General features: G+C 72.4%; 18 protein-coding genes and 2 pseudogenes. 9 read left to right on the top strand and 11 right to left on the bottom strand.

All coding sequences use genetic code 11. The annotated features are described in order from the left end of the window. Window positions 1-644: 644 nt before the first annotated feature. Window positions 645-1,571 carry a ribosome-inactivating family protein gene (locus AB0F71_RS39280; protein ID WP_360245923.1) on the top strand — a complete coding sequence of 309 codons (927 nt, stop codon included), beginning with the start codon at window positions 645-647 and terminating at the stop codon, window positions 1,569-1,571. A gap of 96 nt (window positions 1,572-1,667) precedes the next feature. Here the strand turns inward: AB0F71_RS39280 and AB0F71_RS39275 are convergent, their stop codons facing one another. Then, a complete protein-coding gene (locus AB0F71_RS39275) occupies window positions 1,668-2,618 on the bottom strand; it encodes a ribosome-inactivating family protein (RefSeq protein WP_360245920.1) in 951 nt (316 codons plus the stop codon). 58 nt (window positions 2,619-2,676) lie between these two features. Here AB0F71_RS39275 and AB0F71_RS39270 point away from each other — a divergent pair, with 58 nt between their 5' ends. After that, complete coding sequence (locus AB0F71_RS39270; RefSeq protein WP_360245917.1) at window positions 2,677-3,378, top strand: glycoside hydrolase family 88 protein; 702 nt, start codon at window positions 2,677-2,679, stop codon at window positions 3,376-3,378. Between the two features lie 25 nt (window positions 3,379-3,403). Here the strand turns inward: AB0F71_RS39270 and AB0F71_RS39265 are convergent, their stop codons facing one another. Beyond that, window positions 3,404-3,775: a cupin domain-containing protein gene (locus AB0F71_RS39265; protein WP_360245929.1), complete on the bottom strand. Its 372-nt coding sequence runs from the start codon at window positions 3,773-3,775 to the stop codon at window positions 3,404-3,406. A gap of 352 nt (window positions 3,776-4,127) precedes the next feature. On the opposite strand from AB0F71_RS39265, the gene AB0F71_RS39260 reads away from it, so the two are divergent. Further along, entirely contained in the window at window positions 4,128-4,877 is a 750-nt protein-coding gene (locus tag AB0F71_RS39260) for an SDR family oxidoreductase (protein ID WP_360245914.1), read from the top strand. A gap of 122 nt (window positions 4,878-4,999) precedes the next feature. Here the strand turns inward: AB0F71_RS39260 and AB0F71_RS39255 are convergent, their stop codons facing one another. Both AB0F71_RS39255 and rpe read right to left on the bottom strand, forming a co-directional pair. Further along, window positions 5,000-5,959, bottom strand: coding sequence for a pirin family protein (locus AB0F71_RS39255; protein WP_360245911.1), 960 nt, complete (start codon window positions 5,957-5,959; stop codon window positions 5,000-5,002). 155 nt (window positions 5,960-6,114) lie between these two features. Beyond that, a complete protein-coding gene (rpe, locus tag AB0F71_RS39250; RefSeq protein WP_360245908.1) occupies window positions 6,115-6,798 on the bottom strand; it encodes a ribulose-phosphate 3-epimerase in 684 nt (227 codons plus the stop codon). Between the two features lie 253 nt (window positions 6,799-7,051). Between rpe and AB0F71_RS39245 the strand changes: the two genes are divergently transcribed. Beyond that, entirely contained in the window at window positions 7,052-7,924 is an 873-nt protein-coding gene (locus tag AB0F71_RS39245) for a hypothetical protein (protein ID WP_360245905.1), read from the top strand. A gap of 239 nt (window positions 7,925-8,163) precedes the next feature. Beyond that, window positions 8,164-9,015 carry a hypothetical protein gene (locus tag AB0F71_RS39240; protein WP_360245902.1) on the top strand — a complete coding sequence of 284 codons (852 nt, stop codon included), beginning with the start codon at window positions 8,164-8,166 and terminating at the stop codon, window positions 9,013-9,015. On the opposite strand, the gene AB0F71_RS39235 is transcribed toward AB0F71_RS39240, so the two are convergent. From AB0F71_RS39235 to AB0F71_RS39210, 6 genes and pseudogenes are all read right to left on the bottom strand, one after another. Continuing rightward, a complete protein-coding gene (locus AB0F71_RS39235; protein WP_360245899.1) occupies window positions 8,985-9,671 on the bottom strand; it encodes a C39 family peptidase in 687 nt (228 codons plus the stop codon). The two genes, AB0F71_RS39240 and AB0F71_RS39235, sit on opposite strands and share 31 nt — an antisense overlap. Window positions 9,672-9,839: 168 nt before the next feature. Continuing rightward, a pseudogene (locus AB0F71_RS39230) lies at window positions 9,840-10,343 on the bottom strand (DUF4188 domain-containing protein); the annotation flags it as partial. A gap of 95 nt (window positions 10,344-10,438) precedes the next feature. Then, on the bottom strand, window positions 10,439-11,071 hold the full coding sequence (locus AB0F71_RS39225) for a TetR/AcrR family transcriptional regulator (RefSeq protein WP_360245896.1): 633 nt from the start codon (window positions 11,069-11,071) through the stop codon (window positions 10,439-10,441). Between the two features lie 132 nt (window positions 11,072-11,203). Further along, complete coding sequence (locus AB0F71_RS39220) at window positions 11,204-12,190, bottom strand: aldo/keto reductase (protein WP_360245893.1); 987 nt, start codon at window positions 12,188-12,190, stop codon at window positions 11,204-11,206. Window positions 12,191-12,284: 94 nt separating this feature from the next. Next, window positions 12,285-13,118 carry an ABC transporter permease gene (locus AB0F71_RS39215; protein ID WP_360245890.1) on the bottom strand — a complete coding sequence of 278 codons (834 nt, stop codon included), beginning with the start codon at window positions 13,116-13,118 and terminating at the stop codon, window positions 12,285-12,287. Next, the gene (locus AB0F71_RS39210) at window positions 13,118-14,095 is read right to left on the bottom strand and encodes an ATP-binding cassette domain-containing protein (protein WP_360245887.1); all 978 of its coding nucleotides are present in this window, start codon (window positions 14,093-14,095) and stop codon (window positions 13,118-13,120) included. Before AB0F71_RS39210 ends, AB0F71_RS39215 begins: the two co-directional genes overlap by 1 nt. 99 nt (window positions 14,096-14,194) lie before the next feature. On the opposite strand from AB0F71_RS39210, the gene AB0F71_RS39205 reads away from it, so the two are divergent. The 4 genes from AB0F71_RS39205 (at window position 14,195) to AB0F71_RS39190 (ending at window position 18,310) form a co-directional block, all read left to right on the top strand. Then, window positions 14,195-14,956 (top strand): TetR/AcrR family transcriptional regulator C-terminal domain-containing protein, encoded by a 762-nt coding sequence (locus AB0F71_RS39205; RefSeq protein WP_360245884.1) that lies wholly within the window; start codon window positions 14,195-14,197, stop codon window positions 14,954-14,956. Window positions 14,957-15,796: 840 nt separating this feature from the next. Beyond that, entirely contained in the window at window positions 15,797-16,576 is a 780-nt protein-coding gene (locus tag AB0F71_RS39200) for an AfsR/SARP family transcriptional regulator (protein WP_360245881.1), read from the top strand. Between the two features lie 57 nt (window positions 16,577-16,633). Beyond that, complete coding sequence (rfbC, locus tag AB0F71_RS39195) at window positions 16,634-17,239, top strand: dTDP-4-dehydrorhamnose 3,5-epimerase (RefSeq protein ID WP_360245926.1); 606 nt, start codon at window positions 16,634-16,636, stop codon at window positions 17,237-17,239. 102 nt (window positions 17,240-17,341) lie between these two features. Further along, entirely contained in the window at window positions 17,342-18,310 is a 969-nt protein-coding gene (locus tag AB0F71_RS39190) for a Gfo/Idh/MocA family oxidoreductase (RefSeq protein ID WP_360245878.1), read from the top strand. A gap of 62 nt (window positions 18,311-18,372) precedes the next feature. Here the strand turns inward: AB0F71_RS39190 and AB0F71_RS39185 are convergent. Then, window positions 18,373-18,461, bottom strand: a pseudogene (locus AB0F71_RS39185) (50S ribosomal protein L10); the annotation flags it as partial.

Genomic DNA, 18,461 nt, shown 5'->3' with positions numbered 1-18,461 from the left:
CCTTCGGACCGCCTTCCAGCGGGCCCTCCGGGCGCTTCGTTCTTTCGTGTTTCCAGCTTATCAGATGTTTTCCGCTCCGTTTTCCGGAGTTTCATCCACCGATTCGCTGGCGTCTTCTGCGGCTTGGCGCCCCGTCCGACGTTTCAAACTGTAGCCGACCCCCGCTCCGAAAAGCGAATCCGGCCGCAATCCCCATAAACGCGCACGCCGAATTCACCTCGGGCCGCGACGCGAAAAGCGAACGCGACACAGCCCAGGACGGGAAGTGGTGTTTCAAGGGATTGGCTGCTCCGGGACCGTCCGCGCCGACGCGTGTCCGGTGCTCCCTGCCGAGCAGCTAGAGAACACTACGCCCAACCGTCGCCCCGCGCAAACAGGCTGGTCACACCGGCGCCGGCACCGTCCTGTACGCGCGGCGGCTGCGCGGACGGCCGTCTCAGGTGCTCGGGTTGGCCGCCAGGATCGTCCGCAGGGCCGGTCGCTGCCGCAAAGGCCCTCTGCCACATGCTCCCTGACTGGCTGTCACACATCACGGCCGTGTCCGGTCAGTCCGGTGGAACGTGGCGAGTGTGCCACGTTGTCCCATCACCGAGGGCACCGGAGGTCTGGACGTCGTGCTGACAAGAACCCGCTGGAGCGGGGTCGTGAACCCTTTGCTGGTGTTCGTGATCGCCGTTCTCACCGTCGCCGCCACCGCGGTCGGGGCGCAGCCCGCCCGTGCGGACATCGGGCCCGGCTACTGGCGGTACCTGCACACCAAGATCATCGTGGACTCCTCGTCGGACATCTCCGGCCGCAGGGAGTACACGCAGATCGTCACCCTGATCCGCCAGGCGGCGGGGCACCCGTTCGACGGGGACATCCGGGAGATCCAGGAGCACGCGGGCGGGCTCATCGTCCTCGAACTGGAGGGCGACCGGAACGAGCACCGGGGCACGCTGCTCATCAATCCGCACTCGCTCTACATCGTGGGTTTCGGCAGCGCCCACAACTATTACTACTACTTCAGGGACGCGGCCCCCAGCGCCATCCAGGAGATCCGGAACCTGGCCGTGTCGCAGCACGGCCATGCCGTCGAGCTGCCCATGACCGGCGCGTGGAACGAATGGGAGCAGCGGATCGCCGAGGCGGGTGTCGGGCTGCAACGGAACTACAACGCCGCGGACTTCAGCAGCGCCAGCTGGCAGCTCTGGCGGTTCCCGCCCGGGCCGGTGCGGAACGCCGACATCCCGAACATCGCGGAGTCCATGCGCACCCTGTCCGCCGCCTACGAGCTGGGCGTGCGGTGGACCAGCTTCCGTAACGACGTCACCGAGACCATGGGGCGCACGACGTACCAGACGAGGGTCCCGGTCTACGACCAGAGGGCCTTCGAGATCCGCCGGGCCTGGGAGCGATGGGTCAACTGGGCCGACCGGTACGCGGTCTGGTGGCGCAACCACCGGAACGCGGAGGCTTCCACCAGGCTCCCGGAGAGCATCGACATCGGCCCGGTCAACGGGACGCTGAACACCCTGGGCGACCTCCACCGGGAGGTCCAGATGACGGTGTACCTCAAGGGGGCTCGCTGAGGCGCCGGAGACGGAGCCCGGCCGGAGGCGAACTCGCCTCCGGCCGGGCTCCGTTGTGCCGGGCTCCGTTGTGCCGCGGGCACGCGGCGGCGGCCGCTACCCCCGTCCCTGGGTGTTCGTGAGGATGCGCAGCGCGGAAGCCACGTCGGAGACGGTGCGCAGCGTGCCGTTCACGGGCCCCAGGGTGACGGGGAAGGGCAGGGCGTCGCCGCCCGCCGTGCGGTCGTTCGCCAGGAAGGGGATGTTGGGCAGGGTGTCGTTGCTGATCTTCTCCCAGTTGGCGCGCAGCTCCCTGGTGCGGTCGTCCATGACGACCGCCGAGGAGGTGTTGTTGGCGAGGGCGTCGCCCATCCGGTCGCGGAAGACGGTGTAGTGGGAGGCCTGCGCGTAGGCCGGGCTGAGGGTGAGCAGGTACTGGGCGGTCTGCGGGAGGAAGCGGTCGATGTACTCCGGCTCGGGCGAGCCGCCCAGCGAGGAGGCCGCGTCGTGGAAGGACCGGGTGCCGATGGCGGTGGGGGTGGCCAGGCCGCCGCTGGTGGCCGCGGTGTACCAGGCGTCGAAGGATCCGGACAGGTGTGTCTGGTAGGTGCGCGCGCCGATGTTCTTGGCGTACCTCTTCATCTCCTCGACCATGGCGGGGTTGGCGTCGCTGAAGTAGAAGACGACCTCGTTGCGGGCGTGGAAGCCGCTGAGGTACCCGCTGTGGGGGTTGAGGAACAGGGTGACGAGCCGGGCGCCCGTGTGGTCGCGGAGGTCGATCCCGATGATGCCGTCGGTGTCCGCCTGGCTGAGGCGGACGTCGCCGCGGACCGTCGGGCCGGCCATCCAGTTGCGGATCTGGGTGACCACGGAGAAGTACTGGTCCCGGCCGGCGGATCCGCCGGGGTGGGCGGGGTCGTCGTCGAGTTTGTGGATGACCCAGGTCACCTTGTCGGGAGGGACGGCCGAGCTGGCCGGCGGGGCGCCGAGGGCGATGAGCGCGAGGGCAGCGGTGAGGGCCGCGGCGGCCGGGCGTACGGTCCGTCGTGTGGTGGGTTTCGGTTTCATACTCAACTGACAGGCCAGGGCGTGTGATTGTGACGGCTGCCGTCGGTGCGGGCGGGGGGTGCCGGGCCCCCGGGCTGGGGGTGCCGGGGCCCGACTCTGGGCCAGGGCCACCTACTTCGGCGGCACCATGGCCGCCTACCGACTGACCGGCGAGCCGCGCTACCTCGCCTACGCCGAGTCCTGGGCGGAGAAGCACGACTACGGCCTCGCCGGCGGGGTGGCCACCCGGCACGCCGACAGCCACAACGCCGGCCAGGTGTACCTGGACATCCACGCGGTGCGCGGCGGGGAGGAGCGGATCGCGGCCATCGAGGCGTCCCTGCACCGGATGGTCCACACCGACCGGCCCGAGAAGGACGACGACTGGTGGTGGGTGGACGCCCTGCACATGGCGATGCCCCCGATGGCCCGGCTCGGCGCGCTGCGCGGCGACAGCGCGTACTGGGCGAAGATGTACGCGCTGTACGACCACACCAAGCGGGTCCGGGGCGGCGGGCTCGCCGCGCAGCACCAGCACCTGGCCCCGGCCGTCCGGGCGCCGGCGATCACCCGGTCCAGCGCTCCGCATTCGCCCCGCCGGCCGCGCAGCGCGGGTAGCCCGCGCGGGCCGCGCGACCCGCGCCGAGGGGCGCCGCCCGCCATCCACCACCACCATGCAGTTCAAGGATCGACCCGATCGGCTCAGGCTGCCCTCATCATGCATCAGCTCGCGTGGACGAACAAACAGTGCGCCAGTTCCCTTGTGGGAGAGGCTCGATGATGTTCCGTCACCGGCGTTGGCGTCCTCACCCGGCGGGGCGCGGGGCGCTGAGGTGGGCGCGTTGTTCGAGCTCCTCCTCGGAGACAAGTTCGAGCATGGGCTTGCCGGGGGCGCAGAGCATGGTCACCACGAACCGGGTCCGCGCGTCGGCGAGCGCGTTGCCGTCCTGGTAGTGGATGGCGTCGCCGCCCGGCTCCCAGAAGGTGCCGCCGGCCTCCACCACCCGCTCGGGCTCGCCCTCCAGCTCGAAGCGGACCGCGCCCTCGACCACGTACCCGAAGGCGGGCCCGGAGTGGCGGTGCGGCGGGGTGCCCGGGTCGCCCGGCTCCCACTCGATCCGCACGGTCATCGCGGAGGCGCCCTCGGGGATGGTCAGCGGCCCGGCGTCCTGCAGCATCCGGGCCGCGGTCGTCCAGCTCGGCGACGACGCCGGGTCGCCGGCCGGGTGCGGGTGTCCTGCGTGGTGGTCCGACACTGTCGTGCACCTTCCGTCCGTCCGTCGCCCGGTACCGGGCGGGGTACCGCTCCCCCGCCCTTCGGCAGAGTTGACCGGGCACCGTGTGGATGTGTGACACATGGGGAGCGTCGCGGGTGTGACAGCACCGGGTGCCGCCGGTCGTCCCCGTAGGCCGTCCGGGCGAGGACGGACGGAGTTCGGGAATCTTCCGGCCTGCCGTCACAACCATCGCGGCAGCCCGGTCTTTACCTGGTGAGGACCCGGAACCCGAACATCCCGAGAGGATCTCCCCATGAAGGTCGTAGTCATCGGCGGCACCGGACTGATCGGATCGAAGCTGGTCGCCGGCCTCGGCGAACAGGGCCACGAGGCGGTGGCGGCCGCGCCGAGCACGGGCGTCGACACGCTGACCGGTGCGGGGCTCGCCGAGGTGCTCGCCGACGCCCGGGTCGTCGTCGACGTGTCCAACTCCCCCTCGTTCGCGGACGACGCCGTGCTGGAGTTCTTCCGCACCTCGACGGCCAACCTCCTCAAGGCCGGGGCCGAGGCCGGTGTCGCCCACCACGTCGCCCTGTCGGTGGTCGGCACCGACCGCCTCCAGGCGAGCGGCTACTTCCGGGCCAAGCAGGCGCAGGAGGAGCTGATCGAGGCGTCCGGGCTGCCCTACTCCATCGTGCACGCCACCCAGTTCTTCGAGTTCGTGCGGGGCATCGCCGCCGAGGCCACCGACGGTGACACCGTGCGCCTCGCCCCGGTCGGGATCCGTCCTGTCCTCTCGGACGACGTGGCCGCTGCCGTGGGCCGTACGGCCGTCGGCTCCCCCGTCAACGGCGTGGTCGAGGTGGCCGGTCCCGACACCTTCCGGCTGGACGAACTCGTCCGCGAGACCCTGGCCGCCGACGGCGACCCGCGCACCGTGGTGACCGACCCGCACGCCAAGTACTTCGGCAGCGAGCTGCGGGAGACCACGCTGCTGCCCGGCCCCGGCGCGCACATCGCCGGGGCCCGCTTCGCCGACTGGCTCGCCCGGTCCCGGCCGTGAGCACCCCCTGCCCCCTGCCCCGCCGGCCCCTCCGACCCCTCGGGACCGGCAGCGGATCGGCGGTCGCGGCACGGGCGGCCGCCGGCCGGGGAGCAGCCCGTCCGGTCAAACGTCTCCCCAGGTCAACGCACCCGACCGCGCGATTTCAGTGGGATGTCAGGCAGCTCCGGAGCGGGCAGTCGGGCGCCGTCGTAGCCGTGCACCTCACCGAACCGGGAACCCATTTCCCAGTCGTTTCGTGCCTGCGTGATCTCCTCACCGGACCGGCCGATGAAGTTCCACCACATGACGATCTTCTCCTCGAAGGGTTCGCCGCCGAGGAGCAGCACCGAGCCGTCGGAGTGGGCGAGGAGCGGGAGTTCGCGGCGGCCGCAGCCGAGGTAGAGCATCGAGCCGGGTTCGACGGGGACGCCGTCGACCTCGATCCGGCCGGTCATGGCGAGGACGGCGTACTCGAACTCGGGGACCAGCGGGAGCTTGAGGTCCGTGCCCTCGGTCAGGGCGAGGTCGGCGCCGACCAGCGGGCTGTGGGTGGTGCCGGGCGAGGTGGCGGTGTCCAGGGTGCCGAGGATGACGGTGGCGCGCAGGCCGGGGGCGATGACCGTCGGCAGGTCGGGGTGGTGCTCGAAGGAGGGGGCGGTGTTCCGGTGGGCGTCCGGGAGGGCGACCCAGAGCTGGGCGCCGTGCAGGTAGCGGGCGTGCGGGCGCGGGGACTCCTCGGAGTGGGAGATCGCCCGGCCGGAGGTCATCAGGCCCAGCTCGTACGGCCGGACGGTCTGCAGGCTGCCGAGGCTGTCGCGGTGGAGGACCTCGCCCTGGTGCAGCCAGCTGACCGTCTGCAGGCCCATGTGCGGGTGCGGCGGCACCTGCATGCCGGGTTCGTCGGCGATGTCGTCCGGGCCGTAGTGGTCGACGAAGCACCAGGCGCCCACCATCCGGCGGCCCAGGTTGGGGAGCAGCCGGCGCACCACGGTGCTCTCGCCGAGCTGGACCTGGCGCCCGGTCAGCAGGTCCTTCACCGGTCCGCTGCTGGCCTCGCGGCCGCAGGTGGTCGGGGCGGGCTTGAGGTCGAGGTTGCTCATCGCGGTTCCACCACCGTCGTGGGAAGGGCCGGGCCGGGGAGGGCACACCGTCACCGATCATCCGTGACGGTGCGGGGTTCCTCCACCCGGGCCCGGCCATCCGGCGGCGCCGCGGAGGTGCCACAGCGGTGCCGCAGGGGCGGGCGCGGGGCGGCTCAGTGCTCGCAGGCCCACCAGGCGTCGTTGCTCGCCCCGGCGGCGAGCTCGCGCAGGTTGCGGACGGCCTCGGCCGGGTCCGCCGCGCCGTAGACGGCCGACCCGGCCACGAACACGTCCGCGCCGGCCTCGGCGCAGCGCTCGATGGTGGCCGCGGAAACGCCGCCGTCGACCTGCAGCCACAGCTCCAGGTCGTGCTTGGCGATCAGCTCACGGGTGCGGCGGATCTTCGGCAGCATGATGTCGAGGAAGGCCTGGCCGCCGAAGCCGGGCTCGACCGTCATGATCAGCAGCATGTCGAGCTCGGGCAGCAGGTCCTCGTAGGGCTCGATCGGGGTGCCCGGCTTGAGCGCCATCGAGGCGCGGGCGCCCTTGGCGCGGATCTCCCGGGCCAGCCGGACGGGGGCGGCGGCGGCCTCGACGTGGAAGGTGACCGAGCCGGCGCCGGCCTCGACGTACTGCGGGGCCCAGCGGTCCGGGTCCTCGATCATCAGGTGGCAGTCGAGCGGGATGTCGGTGGCCCGGGCGAGCGACTCGACCACCGGGACGCCCAGGGTCAGGTTCGGCACGAAGTGGTTGTCCATGACGTCCACGTGCAGCCAGTCGGAGCCCCGGACGGCCTCGGCCTCGTCGGCGAGCCGGGCGAAGTCGGCGGAGAGGATGCTGGGGCTGATCTGGGGCATGGCCGACTACCTTCGTACGCGGGCTTGCGAGGGCTGGGCGCCCGGGGGCGGGCACCTCGCCCCATCATCTCGCGCCGTACGGCCGTCGACCGCACCCGCCCACCGGCGCGTGACCGTGATCACACGCCGTCCGGGTTGCCGGGACCGCCCTGGTGGCGGTCAGCTCTGGAGCGACCGCCGGTGCCCGCCCGTTCCTCGGGCCCCGCACGTTCCTCGGGCCCCGCCCAGGATGAGGAAGAGGAAGGTGTCTCGATTGTCCGACCCCGTCCACCCCGTCCACCCCGTCCACCCCGCCCGCGCGCTGTGGTGGCTCTTCGAACCGGTGTACGCCGTCACCTTCCTCCAACCCGAGAGCCGGGCGGCCTTCGAGGCGGCCGGACTGGACGGCGGCTGGTCCGGCTACTTCGCCGCCCGCGCGGCCCCGCTGGGCGCGGTGGGCGCCCCGCCGGTGATCGCCGCGTTCTTCAGCTTCGCCCCGGCGGCGGTCGAACGCGCCCTGCCGCAGGTGTGGACCAGGGCGAGCCCGGAGCGGGCGCTCGCGGCCAGGGCCGAGGGCTCGGCGGCGGTGCTGGCCCGGCTGCTGGCACCGGTGGCGCCGGAGCTGGTCGAGACCGCGGCGACCGCGCTGGAGGAGGCCGTGGACCGGGCGGACTGCGCGGGCCGGGTGCTGGCCGCCGCCAACGCCGCGCTGCCCCGGCCCACGGACGTGTACGGGCGGCTGTGGCACGCCGCGACCGTGCTGCGCGAGCATCGCGGGGACGGCCACGTGGCCGCGCTGGTCGCCGCCGGGCTCGACGGCTGCGAGGCGCCGGTGCTGCACTGCGCCACGGGCGCCGACCGCGCGGTGCTCCAGCCGCTGCGGGGGTGGACGGACGAGGAGTGGCAGGCCGCGGCGACCCGGCTGGTCGGCCGGGGCTGGCTGACGGCGGCGGGGGAGCTCACCGAACTGGGCCGGATCCGGCACCGGGAGCTGGAGGCGGCCACCGACCTGGCGGCCGGCCGGGTCTGGGAGCACCGGCCGGACGGCGAACTCGACCGCCTGACCGCCGCACTGCGGCCGATCGCCGCGATCTGCCGGGCCGAGCTGCCGATCGACCCGCTCGCGATGCCGCCCGTGCAGGCCTGAGCGCGTCCGGACGACCCCCGGCAATCCCCGCCCGGCAACCCTCGCCCACCCTCCATGTGACGGCCGTCACGTCCCGCCGGGGATTACCGGGGCCGTCCCCGTGGTCATCAGCACGTGAACGGCCCACGCACCCGCCCGGGCAGCCCCCGACGCTCCGCCACCCGCGCGACCGCCGCGGCCGTACCGACCAGCCCAGCTCCCCGCTCCCGCCCGGAGCCCCGTCCGAGGAAGGTCTCCTGATGGCCGATCTCGTCCATCCCGCCCGCGCGCTCTGGTGGCTCTTCGAGCCGGTGCACGCCGTCACCTACTTCGAGCCCGAGTGTCGCGACGCCTTCGAGGCGGCCGGCCTGCGCGGCTTCTGGCGCGGCTACTTCGCCGGCCGCTCCGCCCCGCTCGGCGCGGTGGACGCGCCGCCGGTGACCGCCGCGTTCTTCAACTTCGCCCCGGCGATGGTCGAGCGGGCCCTGCCCGCGCTGTGGTCGCTGGCCAGCCCGGAGGAGGCGCTGGCCGCCCGCACCAAGGGCGCGGGCGCCGCGCTGGCCCGGCTGCTGGAGCACGTGGACCGCGGTCTGGTGGAGCGGGCGGTCGAGACCCTGGAGCAGTCCGCCGAGCGGCTGGACTGCGCCGGCCGGGTGCTGGCCGCCGCCAACGCGGCGCTCCCGGCCCCGCCGGGGCTGTACGAGCGGCTCTGGCGGGCCGCCACCGTGATGCGCGAGCACCGCGGGGACGGCCATGTGGCCGCGCTGGTCGCCGCCGGGCTGGACGGCTGCGAGGCCCTGGTGGTCCGCTGCGCGATGGACATGCGGCGCGAGCAGCTCCAGCCGGTGCGCGGCTGGACGGACACCGAGTGGGAGGCCGCGGCCGGGCGCCTGGTCGAGCGGGGCTGGCTGACCGCGACCGGCTCGCTGACCGAGCTGGGCCGGACCCACCACCAGGCCCTGGAGGCCGCCACCGACCTGGCCGCCGCGCGGGTCTGGGAGGACCACCCGCGCGCCGAACTCGACGCCCTGGCCGCCGCGTTGAAGCCGATCTCGGCACTGTGCCGGAGCAGCATGCCGTTCTACCCGGTGGGGCTGCCGGACAACACCTGACCGTCGTCGGCGCCGGGCGGGCCGAGCACGATCCCCCGCCCGGCGTAGAACTGCCCGAACGAGCGCCACGGCACCCGGGCGAAGGCCTGCGACTCCCCCGGGAAGCCGGACGGGTTGTGGATCAGCAGCGCCGTCCCGGTGTCCCCCACCGCCAGCACCAGGTGGCCGCCGCGCCGCACCGGCTCGGGCCCGTACGGCTCCCGGATCGACGGGTGCACCGAGAGCATCACCAGCCGCCCGGCCGCCAGCTCGTCCGCGACCTCCGCGGGCGTCGGCTCCGCCGCCCGGGCGGCCAGTCCCCAGCGCCGCCGGGCGTAGTCGGCGAACGGCACGTGGACCAGGCCGCGCAAGCTGTCGCCGTCCCGGACGTACGCGCCGGCCGCCAGGCACTCACGGGCCAGCACCATCGCCGTCGGGGTCACGCCCCACCAGTACTCCAGCGCCATCCGCAGGCAGGCCACCCCGCAGAGCCGCCAGGACCACCAGGCGTACTCCTCCGGGGTGGCCGCTCCGGACTGCCCCCAGCGCGGGTCCCGCGCGGCGTCCAGGCGCCCGTCGACGATGTCCCGCACCAGCTCGGCGGACTCCCACTGCGCCCGGTACGGCACCTCGTGCACCACCCGCGCCGGCCGCACGGCGCCCTCCTGATCGACCATCCCCCGACGCTCCCACACCGGGGTCGCCGGACGGACTCACGACACTCCTTGAGCGCCCGTCCGGTGGTCCGCGCCGTACGGGCAGCTCAGGCCGTCCGGGCCCGCCGCCGGGCCCTCCGCCTGCTCCGCGCCACCCGCTCCGCCGGCGCCGGTGCCCGCGCCGGCACCCTCGCCCGAGCGGAAGGCCAGGCGCTGGGCGGCGTGCCGGCCGCGCGCCTCCAGCGGCAGCTGGCCGGTGGCGCCGGCCAGGCCGAACGCCGGCATGTCGAAGTAGATCGACTCGTAGCCGCCCTCGGGGACGATGTAGGTCTCGTGCCAGAGCCCGACGTGGCCGCGCAGCTTGCCCTCCCGCACCTTCCGGTTGGCTATGCCCCAGACGGTGTGGTGGAAGCCGTCCGGTGCGCTCGCGTAGCGGTAGAGGTGCTCCTTCGACTCCCAGTACTGGACGACGTAGTACGTCCGTGGCGAGGCGGTGAGCAGGATGCGGCCGCGCAGCCCGCGCTCGGGGCTGCGGCCCAGCTCGTACAGCATCCGGAACATCGCGAACATCACCGGGCCCCAGTGGTGCACCGCCCAGAAGCGGTTGATCCGCATGCCGATCAGCAGCACCACGGTGTCGCCGGTGGCGGCGGCAGTGGTGTAGCCCGGTTGCGGCTTGGCGAACAGCTGCATCTGTGCCTCCCGGTACTCGCGACTCGCGCTCATGTAATCGGTGATTACATCAGCGCGCACCAGGCCGGTCAAGGCTCGCCGCAGCCACAATTCCTTTATCGCTCAGGCGGGTTGACCGTCCCGGCGATCCCCGCGCGGAAGGTGTCCAGGACCCGGACGGCCAGCTCCTCCGCCCGCTCGGCGGGCAGGTAGCCGTCCACGATCATCTGCGCCAGCCCGTACACCAGCGCCTGTCCGGAGAGCAGCACCAGCTCCGGATCGCCGGGGCCGACCCGCCCGGCCTGCTGGTCCGCCACGACCAGATCGGTGAACGCCCGGTCCAGGCCGTCCAGTTGCTCCCTCAGCTGCGGATCCCGGGGGGCCGCGAACGCCCGCGAGCGCACCAGCTCGAACCGCCGGGGATGGCGCAGCGCGTACCGGACGAACCCCAGCCCGAGCGCCCGCATCGCCGACCCGCCGACCGCCTCGGCGGCCGCCACCTCCGCCTCCTGCCAGCGGGCGAAGTCCGCCAGCACCCGGTCCGCCACCGCCGTCAACAGCGCCTGCCGGTCGGCGAAGTGACGGAACGGCGCACCCGCCGAGACCCCCGCCCGGCGCGCCACCTCCCGCACGCTCACCTTCTCCTGGCCCTGCTCGTCCAGCACCTCGAACGCCGCCGCCACCAAGGCCTCCGGCAGCGCCCCGTGGTGGTAGGCGCCCCGGTCCCGCTCCCTGATCCGTTCCGTCATACCCGTCTTGCTACCACAGCGGGCCGGACCCCCGGGCCAGGCCGCCCGGCCCCGGCACCCTGTCGTCCGGGGTGCCGGGGCCGAGCGGTGCGTGGGCATTCCCCCCACTGGGCCTAACCCCAGCCCGTGGGCCTACCAGGCGTAGTCCTCGGGGGCCGGCTTGTGGCCGGGGAAGAGTTCGTCGAGGCGGTCCAGGGTCTTCTGGTCGAGGTCCAGGTCGAGCGCCCGGAGGGCGGCGTCGAGGTGGGCGGGGGTGCGGGGGCCGATGATGGGGGCGGTGACGGCGGGGCGGGAGAGCAGCCAGGCGAGCGCGAGGTCGGCCGGGTCGGTGCCGAGTTCGTCGGCGAAGTCCTCGTAGGCCTGGAGCTGTTCGCGGTACTCGTCCAGGAGCCTACTGGCGTAGCCCATGGCGCTGCGGCCGCGGGTGCCCTCGCGCTCCTTGCGCAGGACGCCGCCGAGCAGGCCGCTGCGCAGCGGGGACCACGGGATCAGCCCGAGGCCGTAGTGCTGGACGGCGGGGATGACCTCCAGTTCGATCGCCCGGTCGAGGAGGTTGTAGAGGGACTGCTCGCTGACCAGGCCGAGGAAGTGCCGGGAGCGGGCGGCCTCCTGGGCCTGGGCGAGGTGCCAGCCGGCGAAGTTGCTGGAGCCGACGTAGATGATCTTGCCCTGGGCGACCAGGACCTCCATCGCCTGCCAGATCTCCTCCCAGGGCGTGGCCCGGTCGATGTGGTGCATCTGGTAGAGGTCGATGTGGTCGGTCTGCAGGCGGCGCAGGCTGGCCTCGACGGCCTTGCGGATGGCGAGCGCGGAGAGCTTGCCGTCGTTGGGCCAGTCGCTCGTGTTCGCGTAGGCCTTGGTGGCCAGGACGGTGCGCTCGCGGCGGCCGCCGCCCTGGGCGAACCAGCGGCCGATGATCTCCTCGGTGCGGCCCTGGAGGTTGCCCTCGCTGTCGCGGCCGTAGGAGTTCGCGGTGTCGAAGAAGTTGATGCCGCGTTCGTGGGCGGTGTCCATGAGGCGGTGGGCCTCGGCCTCCTCGGTGTGGGGGCCGAAGTTCATGGTGCCGAGGCAGAGGCGGGAGACGGTCAGGCCGGTGCGGCCGAGGTGGGTGTACTCCATGGCGCCCCACCTAAAGCCACACCGGCCGCGGTGTCCAGCACATTGCGCTGACCAGCACATGACGGTGTCCAGCACAGTACGGTGGCCCGGCGGGTCACCGCCCGTGGGTGGCGAACTTCCGTACGGCCAGCGGCCCGCAGAGCGCCAGCAGGGCGGCGCTCCACAGCAGCGTGGTGAGGAGGGCGTGCTGCATCGGCCAGGCGGAGCCGGGCGCCGCCGGGTTGCCGAAGAGTTCCCGGCTCGCCTCCACCACGGAGCTGATCGGGTTCCAGTCGGCGATCACCCGCAGCCAGCCGGGCATCCCGCCGGTGGGCACGTAGGCGTTGGTGACCATCGCCAACGGGAAGACGACGACGGAGAGTTGCGCGGCGGCCTCCTCCTTGCCGACGGCCAGGCCGAGCAGCGTGCCGACCCAGGTCATCACGAAGCGGAAGAGCAGCAGCAGCGCGAACCCCTCCAGGGCGTCGGCGGCGCCGTGCCGGGCGCGCCAGCCGGCGGCCAGCCCGACCAGGGCCAGCAGGGCCAGGACGACGACGCTGACCAGCAGGTCGGCGAGGTTCTGCCCGAGCAGCAGTCCGGCGCGGGAGACGGGCATCGAGCGCAGCCGGTCGGTGACCCCGCGCCCGACGTCCCGGGCGGCGCCGACCATGGTGGGCATGATGCCGTTGGTGGCGACCATGGCGAACAGCCCGGGCATCAGGAACTCCCGGTAGTCCCCGCCGCCGGGCACCTGCATGGCGCTGCCGAAGACGTACCCGAAGACCACCACCATGATCACCGGAACGCCCAGCGAGGCGGCCAACAGGCCGGGCGAGTGGCGGTAGTTGAGCAGGACGCGGAGCATCGACGTCCAGGTGTCGGAGAGCAGCCGGGCGCCGGCCGAGGGGCGTGCGGCGGCCGGGACGGCGGTGCGGACGGCGGTGGCCATCAGGCGGCCCTCCCCAGCTCGGCGTTCTCCCGGGACGTCCCGGTGAGGGCGAGGAACACGTCGTCGAGCGAGGGCGCCCGGACCGCGACGTCCTCGGCGACGACCCCGGCGCCGTCCAACTCCCGTACCAGCGAGGGCAGCAGGACGGACTCCCCGGGCGCGGTCAGCACCGTGACCGTCCGCTCGGCGACGTCCACCTGGGCGTCGTTGCCCGACAGCGCGGACAGCACCACGGCGGTGGCGGCGAGCTGCTCCACCGTGGCCAGGGTGACGGAGACCTGGCTGCCGATCGCCGCCTTGAGCCGCTCCGGCGGGCCGGTGGCGATCGCGGCGCCGTGGTCGACCACCACGATGTCGTCGGCGAGCCGGTCGGCCTCCTCCAGGTACTGGGTGGTGAGCAGCACGGTGGTGCCGCCGTCGGCCAGCTCCTTGACGGTCTCCCAGATCCCCTGGCGGCTGCGCGGGTCGAGCCCGGTGGTGGGCTCGTCCAGGAAGAGCACCGGCGGGCTGGTGACCAGGCTGGCGATCAGGTCGAGGCGTCGGCGCATGCCGCCCGAGTAGGTGCGGACCAGCCGGTCGCCGGCCTCGGCGAGCCCGAAGCGGGTGAGCAGTTCGTCGGCGCGGGCCCGGGCCCGGCGGGCGCCGAGCCGGTGCAGCCGGCCGAACAGCCGGAGGTTGTCCCGGCCGGTGATGCCCTCGTCCAGCGCGGCGTGCTGGCCGGCCAGGCCGATCGCCCGCCGGACCTCCTCGGCCTCGCGGACGGCGTCGTGCCCGGCGACCCGGACGGTGCCGCCGTCGGGGGCGACCAGGGTGGCGAGAACGCGCACGGCGGTGGTCTTCCCGGCGCCGTTGGGGCCGAGCAGGCCGCAGACGGTGCCGGCCGGGACGGTCAGGTCGAGGCCGCGCAGGGCCTCGGTGGCTCCGAAGCGTTTCCGCACGCCCGCCATCTCGATGGCGGGTCGGGAGGTGTCGGACATGGCTCCGCCCTTCTCTAGGTACAGCGTACGTAGAAGCTTGGCGCCATGCTACTACGTACGCCGTACGTATCTAAGATGGGGGAGCGAGGTGATCTTCCAGTGCCGTCCAGCAACTCCCCCAGCAGTCCCGATCAGCCCGAACAGCCCCCGCCGCCCCCGCGGCCCACGCCCCCCGAGGCCCCCGAACTGATCTGGCTGCGCCCCGAGCGCACCGGCCGCGGCCCACGGCCGGCCCACAGCCGCGACTCCATCGCGGCGGCCGCCATCGCGATCGCCGACGCCGAGGGCCTGGAGGCCGTCTCGATGCGCCGGGTCGCGGCCGCACTCGGCGCGGGCACCATGTCGCTCTACAACTACGTGCCGAAGAAGGAGCACCTGCTCGACCTGATGCTCGACGCGGCCACCGCCGAGTACCGGCTGCCGCCCGCACCGAGCGGCGACGTCCGGGCCGACCTGGCGAGCCTCGCCCACGAGCAGCTCGCCCTCTTCCGCCGCCACCCCTGGCTGCCCGCCCTGGTCATCGCCCGCCCGGGCATCGGCCCCAACGCCCTGCGCTACACCGACCACTTCCTCGCCGTCACCGCCCCCACCGGCCTGCCGGGCGGGGCGCGGATGGAGGCGATGGCACTGTTCAACGGCTTCATCTGCCAGTTCGCCCAGTACGAGCAGACGGCGGCCGCGGGCGCCAAGTGGCAGGCGGAGATGGTCGGTTACCTCACCCAGGCGGCGATGAGCGGCGCCTACCCCAACCTCGCCCAGGCCTTCGCCGCCCCGGGCCCGCCGGCCGACCCGGACCAGGCCTTCGACCGCACCCTGGACCGGGTCATCCACGCCATCCTGGCGCCCACGCCGGGGGGTTGACGCCGAACGGGCGGCGAGCCGGTGCCCTCGCCTCGCCGCCGGAGTCCGAACGCCGCCGCACGACCCCCGGGCGGCCCCCGGGCGGCCCCCGGGCGGCCCCTCGGGATCGCCCGGAGGATATCCGTCGACGCGGCGCCGAAACGGGCGACAAACAGGGTCCGACAGGGGGCTCGGCGGGCGCGCGGTGGATTATCCGCCGCCTGTCAACACCGCCTCCGGCCTATCCGGATAAAAAGAACCGGTCGCCCGGTCGCGGGGGGATGAATGCCGGAGCGGGATCACTGTGGCCGGTGCGGCCGGAGGTAACGACAGCCGCCGGGCCGGGGGCGCTTCCGCCCATCCACGGCTCGCGGTCACGCAGCGCCTCCGCTCGCCCACACCGCGTTGACCGGCCGTTCTTCGCCTCCGCGACGACCTGTGGGCCCGGCCCAAACCCCCCGGCACCACTCTTCACAAACCCTTCCCCGAAAGCCCTAGAAACCCTCCGGAGGGGGGATCAGCATAGGTGGCCGCCAAAGTCAACCACCCTTGTCCGGAATGGATGCGATCCACACGACCGAATTTCGATTCCACCTCTAAAATTCCGATAAAACCCCAGCTTGGGCCATTCGCCCGGTCGATGTGATCTAGATCACTCGAGGAAGTCTGTATGCCGTCGCCGGTCGACCTTGCTAGAGTTCACTTAGCACATTCGACCGAGATCCGTGGCGAGAGACGACGATACCGGCGGCGATTATCCGTGAAAAGCCGCTCTCGCATATTTCTCTTTCGATCACCGACACCATTTCAGTCAGGAGCTACGGGGGAGGCCTGATCTTGAGATACGAAATTCTTGGCCCTGTGCGCATTGCCGCCGGCAATGATTCTCCGCCGGTCGGCACCCACAAGATGGAGATGCTCCTGCGGACGCTCCTGATCCGCAACGGCCAGATTCTCTCGCTGGACCAGCTGACCAGGGAGCTGTGGGGCGAGACCCCTCCCGTCCGGGCCCGGGCGTCGATTCACGTGTACGTGTCACAGCTGCGCAAGATCCTCAACCAGTTCTCGCGGAACGACGGGGTCATCACCACGCGCACCCCCGGCTACGTCCTGAACCTGGGGCACGACGAACTCGACCTGGAACTCTTCCTGGCCCTGTCGGAGAAGGGCCGGATGCAGATGGGCATGCACCGCTACACCGCGGCCGCCCAGACCCTCACCGAGGCGCTCCGACTGTGGCGCGAGCCGGTCCAGGCGACGTCCTACGAGGGCCCGATCATCCGGGAGTTCGCCAACTGGGCGGAGGAGCTGCGGGTCGAGTGCCTCGAGATGCTGGCCCGTTCACTGCTCGCGGCGAACGAGACCAGCGAGGCCGTGCGCATCCTCTACTCGCTGATCTCGGAGTACCCGCTGCGGGAGAAGTTCCACGCCTTCCTCATGGAGGCGCTCAGCCTGTCCGGCCGGCGGGCCGACGCCCTGGAGGTGTACCAGGCCGCCCGGAGCCAGATCCGCGCGGAGCTGGGGCTGGAGCCGTGCCGTTTCCTCCAGGAGACGCACGAGTACATCCTGCACGACAGGCTCGACAACCTCAGCGTCATCCGTGCCCGTCGTGACCGGGTGGCGCAGGCGCGCACCGCCTGACCCCGCCAGCCCGTGGCGGGCCCATCCGTCCAGCCGGAGGAGGCCGTTGTGGACAGTTTGGAAATCACCGAGATGTCGATTCCCGGCGCGTACCGGATCGGCACGAAACACGTGCCGGACCGCCGGGGGAAGTTCTACGAGGCGTGGCGGGTCACCGAACTGCTCGAACAGACGGGCCACCATTTCGAGATCCGCCAGGTGAACTACTCGGTATCGCGGAAGAACACGGTCCGCGGAATCCACGGAACCACCATTCCGCCCGGCCAGACCAAGTTGGTCACCTGTGTCCGCGGGGCCGCGCTCGACGTGGCCGTCGATCTGCGGGTCGGCTCCCCCACCTTCGGGACGTTCGACATGACGCTCCAGGAGGCCGACTCCGGAATCGGCGTCTACCTCTCGGACGGCATCGGGCACGCCTTCCTCGCCCTCACCGACGACACCTGCATGAACTATCTCTGCGGCGCCGAGTACGTACCGGGCACCATGCTCGACATCCAGGCGTTCGATCCGGCCCTGGGCATCCCCTGGGAGCGGGAGCTGGACGGCCCGCCGATCATGTCCGACAAGGACGCGGCGGCACCGACCCTCGCCGAGGCCGTCGCCCTGGGGCTGCTGCCGACCTACGAGCAGGCCCTGGCGTCCACCGCCGCGCCCGTTCGCTGAGGTGCCCCCGCAACCAGGCCCCAGCGGCCGTCCCCCGACCGAAACCTCGTTCAAGGAGTTCCTGTGGTGCATGAGGGGAATAGCAGACCGGTCCGAGTCGGAGTGATCGGGTGCGCCGACATCGCCTGGCGGCGCACGCTGCCGGCCCTGACGGCCGAACCCCTCATCACGGTCACGGCCATCGCCAGCCGGCAGGAGAAGAAGGCCCGGCAGTTCACCGACCGCTTCGGGGGCACCCCGGTCGAGGGCTACGACATTCTGCTGGAGCGCGACGACATCGACGCGGTGTACATCCCGCTGCCGGCCGTCCTGCACGCCGACTGGATCGAGAAGGCGCTGCGGGCCGGCAAGCACGTGCTCGCGGAGAAGCCGCTCACCACCGACCGGAAGCAGGCCGAGCGGCTCTTCCGGATCGCCGACGAGCAGGGCCTGCTGCTGATGGAGAACTTCATGTTCCTCCACCACCACCAGCACCGGCGGGTCGCCGACCTGCTGGCCGACGGCGTCATCGGGGAGGTCCGGTCGTTCTCCGCGAGCTTCACGATCCCGCCCAAGCCGCAGGGCGACATCCGCTACCAGGCGGCGGTGGGCGGCGGGGCGCTGCTGGACATCGGCGTCTACCCGATCCGCGCGGCCGGGCTGTTCCTCGGCCCGGGGCTGGACGTCGCGGGCGCGGTGTTCCGCCGCGAGCGGTCCCGGGACGTGGTCGTCGGGGGAAACGCCCTGCTGACCACCGACCAGGGCGTCACCGCACAGCTGGTCTTCGGCATGGAGCACTCCTACACCAACAGCTACGAGTTCCGGGGCAGCCTCGGGCGGCTCTGGCTGAACCGCGTGTTCACACCTCCGGCGACGCACCAGCCCGTGGTCAGCATCGAGCGGCAGGACCACCTGGAGCAGATCGCGCTGCCCCCGGACGACCAGTTCGCCAACATCGTCCGGGCCTTCGCCCAGGCGGTACTGCGGGGCGAGCGTCCGCGGGACTGGACCGAGAACTCGCTCCACCAGGCGTCCCTGGTCGACGCCGTGCAGGCGAACGCGCGGGACTTTGTCTTCTCCGCCGAGGACTGACCACGCGCCGGGCGATCGGGCGGACGAAGGGCCCGCCCCCGGCCTCCTGACATCCAGGAGATCTTGATCTCATCGGCGGACAGCGCCTTACCGTCAAGGACACCGCCCTTGATGATGAGAGCGGGGTTCTCCTTGGCGAAGTCACGCAGAG

Source organism: Kitasatospora sp. NPDC028055 (assembly GCF_040637885.1).
GTDB lineage: Bacteria > Actinomycetota > Actinomycetes > Streptomycetales > Streptomycetaceae > Kitasatospora.
This window is presented reverse-complemented; position numbering and strand designations above follow the sequence as displayed.

Excerpts from the sequence above, each read along its gene's own strand:
- AB0F71_RS39235 (WP_360245899.1), bottom strand. The coding sequence starts at position 9,671 with ATGGTCGATCAGGAGGGCGCCGTGCGGCCGGCGCGGGTGGTGCACGAG.
- AB0F71_RS39255 (WP_360245911.1), bottom strand. The coding sequence starts at position 5,959 with ATGAGCAACCTCGACCTCAAGCCCGCCCCGACCACCTGCGGCCGCGAG.
- AB0F71_RS39220 (WP_360245893.1), bottom strand. The coding sequence starts at position 12,190 with ATGGAGTACACCCACCTCGGCCGCACCGGCCTGACCGTCTCCCGCCTC.
- AB0F71_RS39275 (WP_360245920.1), bottom strand. The coding sequence starts at position 2,618 with ATGAAACCGAAACCCACCACACGACGGACCGTACGCCCGGCCGCCGCG.
- rpe (WP_360245908.1), bottom strand. The coding sequence starts at position 6,798 with ATGCCCCAGATCAGCCCCAGCATCCTCTCCGCCGACTTCGCCCGGCTC.
- AB0F71_RS39210 (WP_360245887.1), bottom strand. The coding sequence starts at position 14,095 with ATGTCCGACACCTCCCGACCCGCCATCGAGATGGCGGGCGTGCGGAAA.
- AB0F71_RS39265 (WP_360245929.1), bottom strand. The coding sequence starts at position 3,775 with ATGCTGCAGGACGCCGGGCCGCTGACCATCCCCGAGGGCGCCTCCGCG.
- AB0F71_RS39260 (WP_360245914.1), top strand. The coding sequence starts at position 4,128 with ATGAAGGTCGTAGTCATCGGCGGCACCGGACTGATCGGATCGAAGCTG.
- AB0F71_RS39225 (WP_360245896.1), bottom strand. The coding sequence starts at position 11,071 with ATGACGGAACGGATCAGGGAGCGGGACCGGGGCGCCTACCACCACGGG.
- AB0F71_RS39240 (WP_360245902.1), top strand. The coding sequence starts at position 8,164 with ATGGCCGATCTCGTCCATCCCGCCCGCGCGCTCTGGTGGCTCTTCGAG.
- AB0F71_RS39215 (WP_360245890.1), bottom strand. The coding sequence starts at position 13,118 with ATGGCCACCGCCGTCCGCACCGCCGTCCCGGCCGCCGCACGCCCCTCG.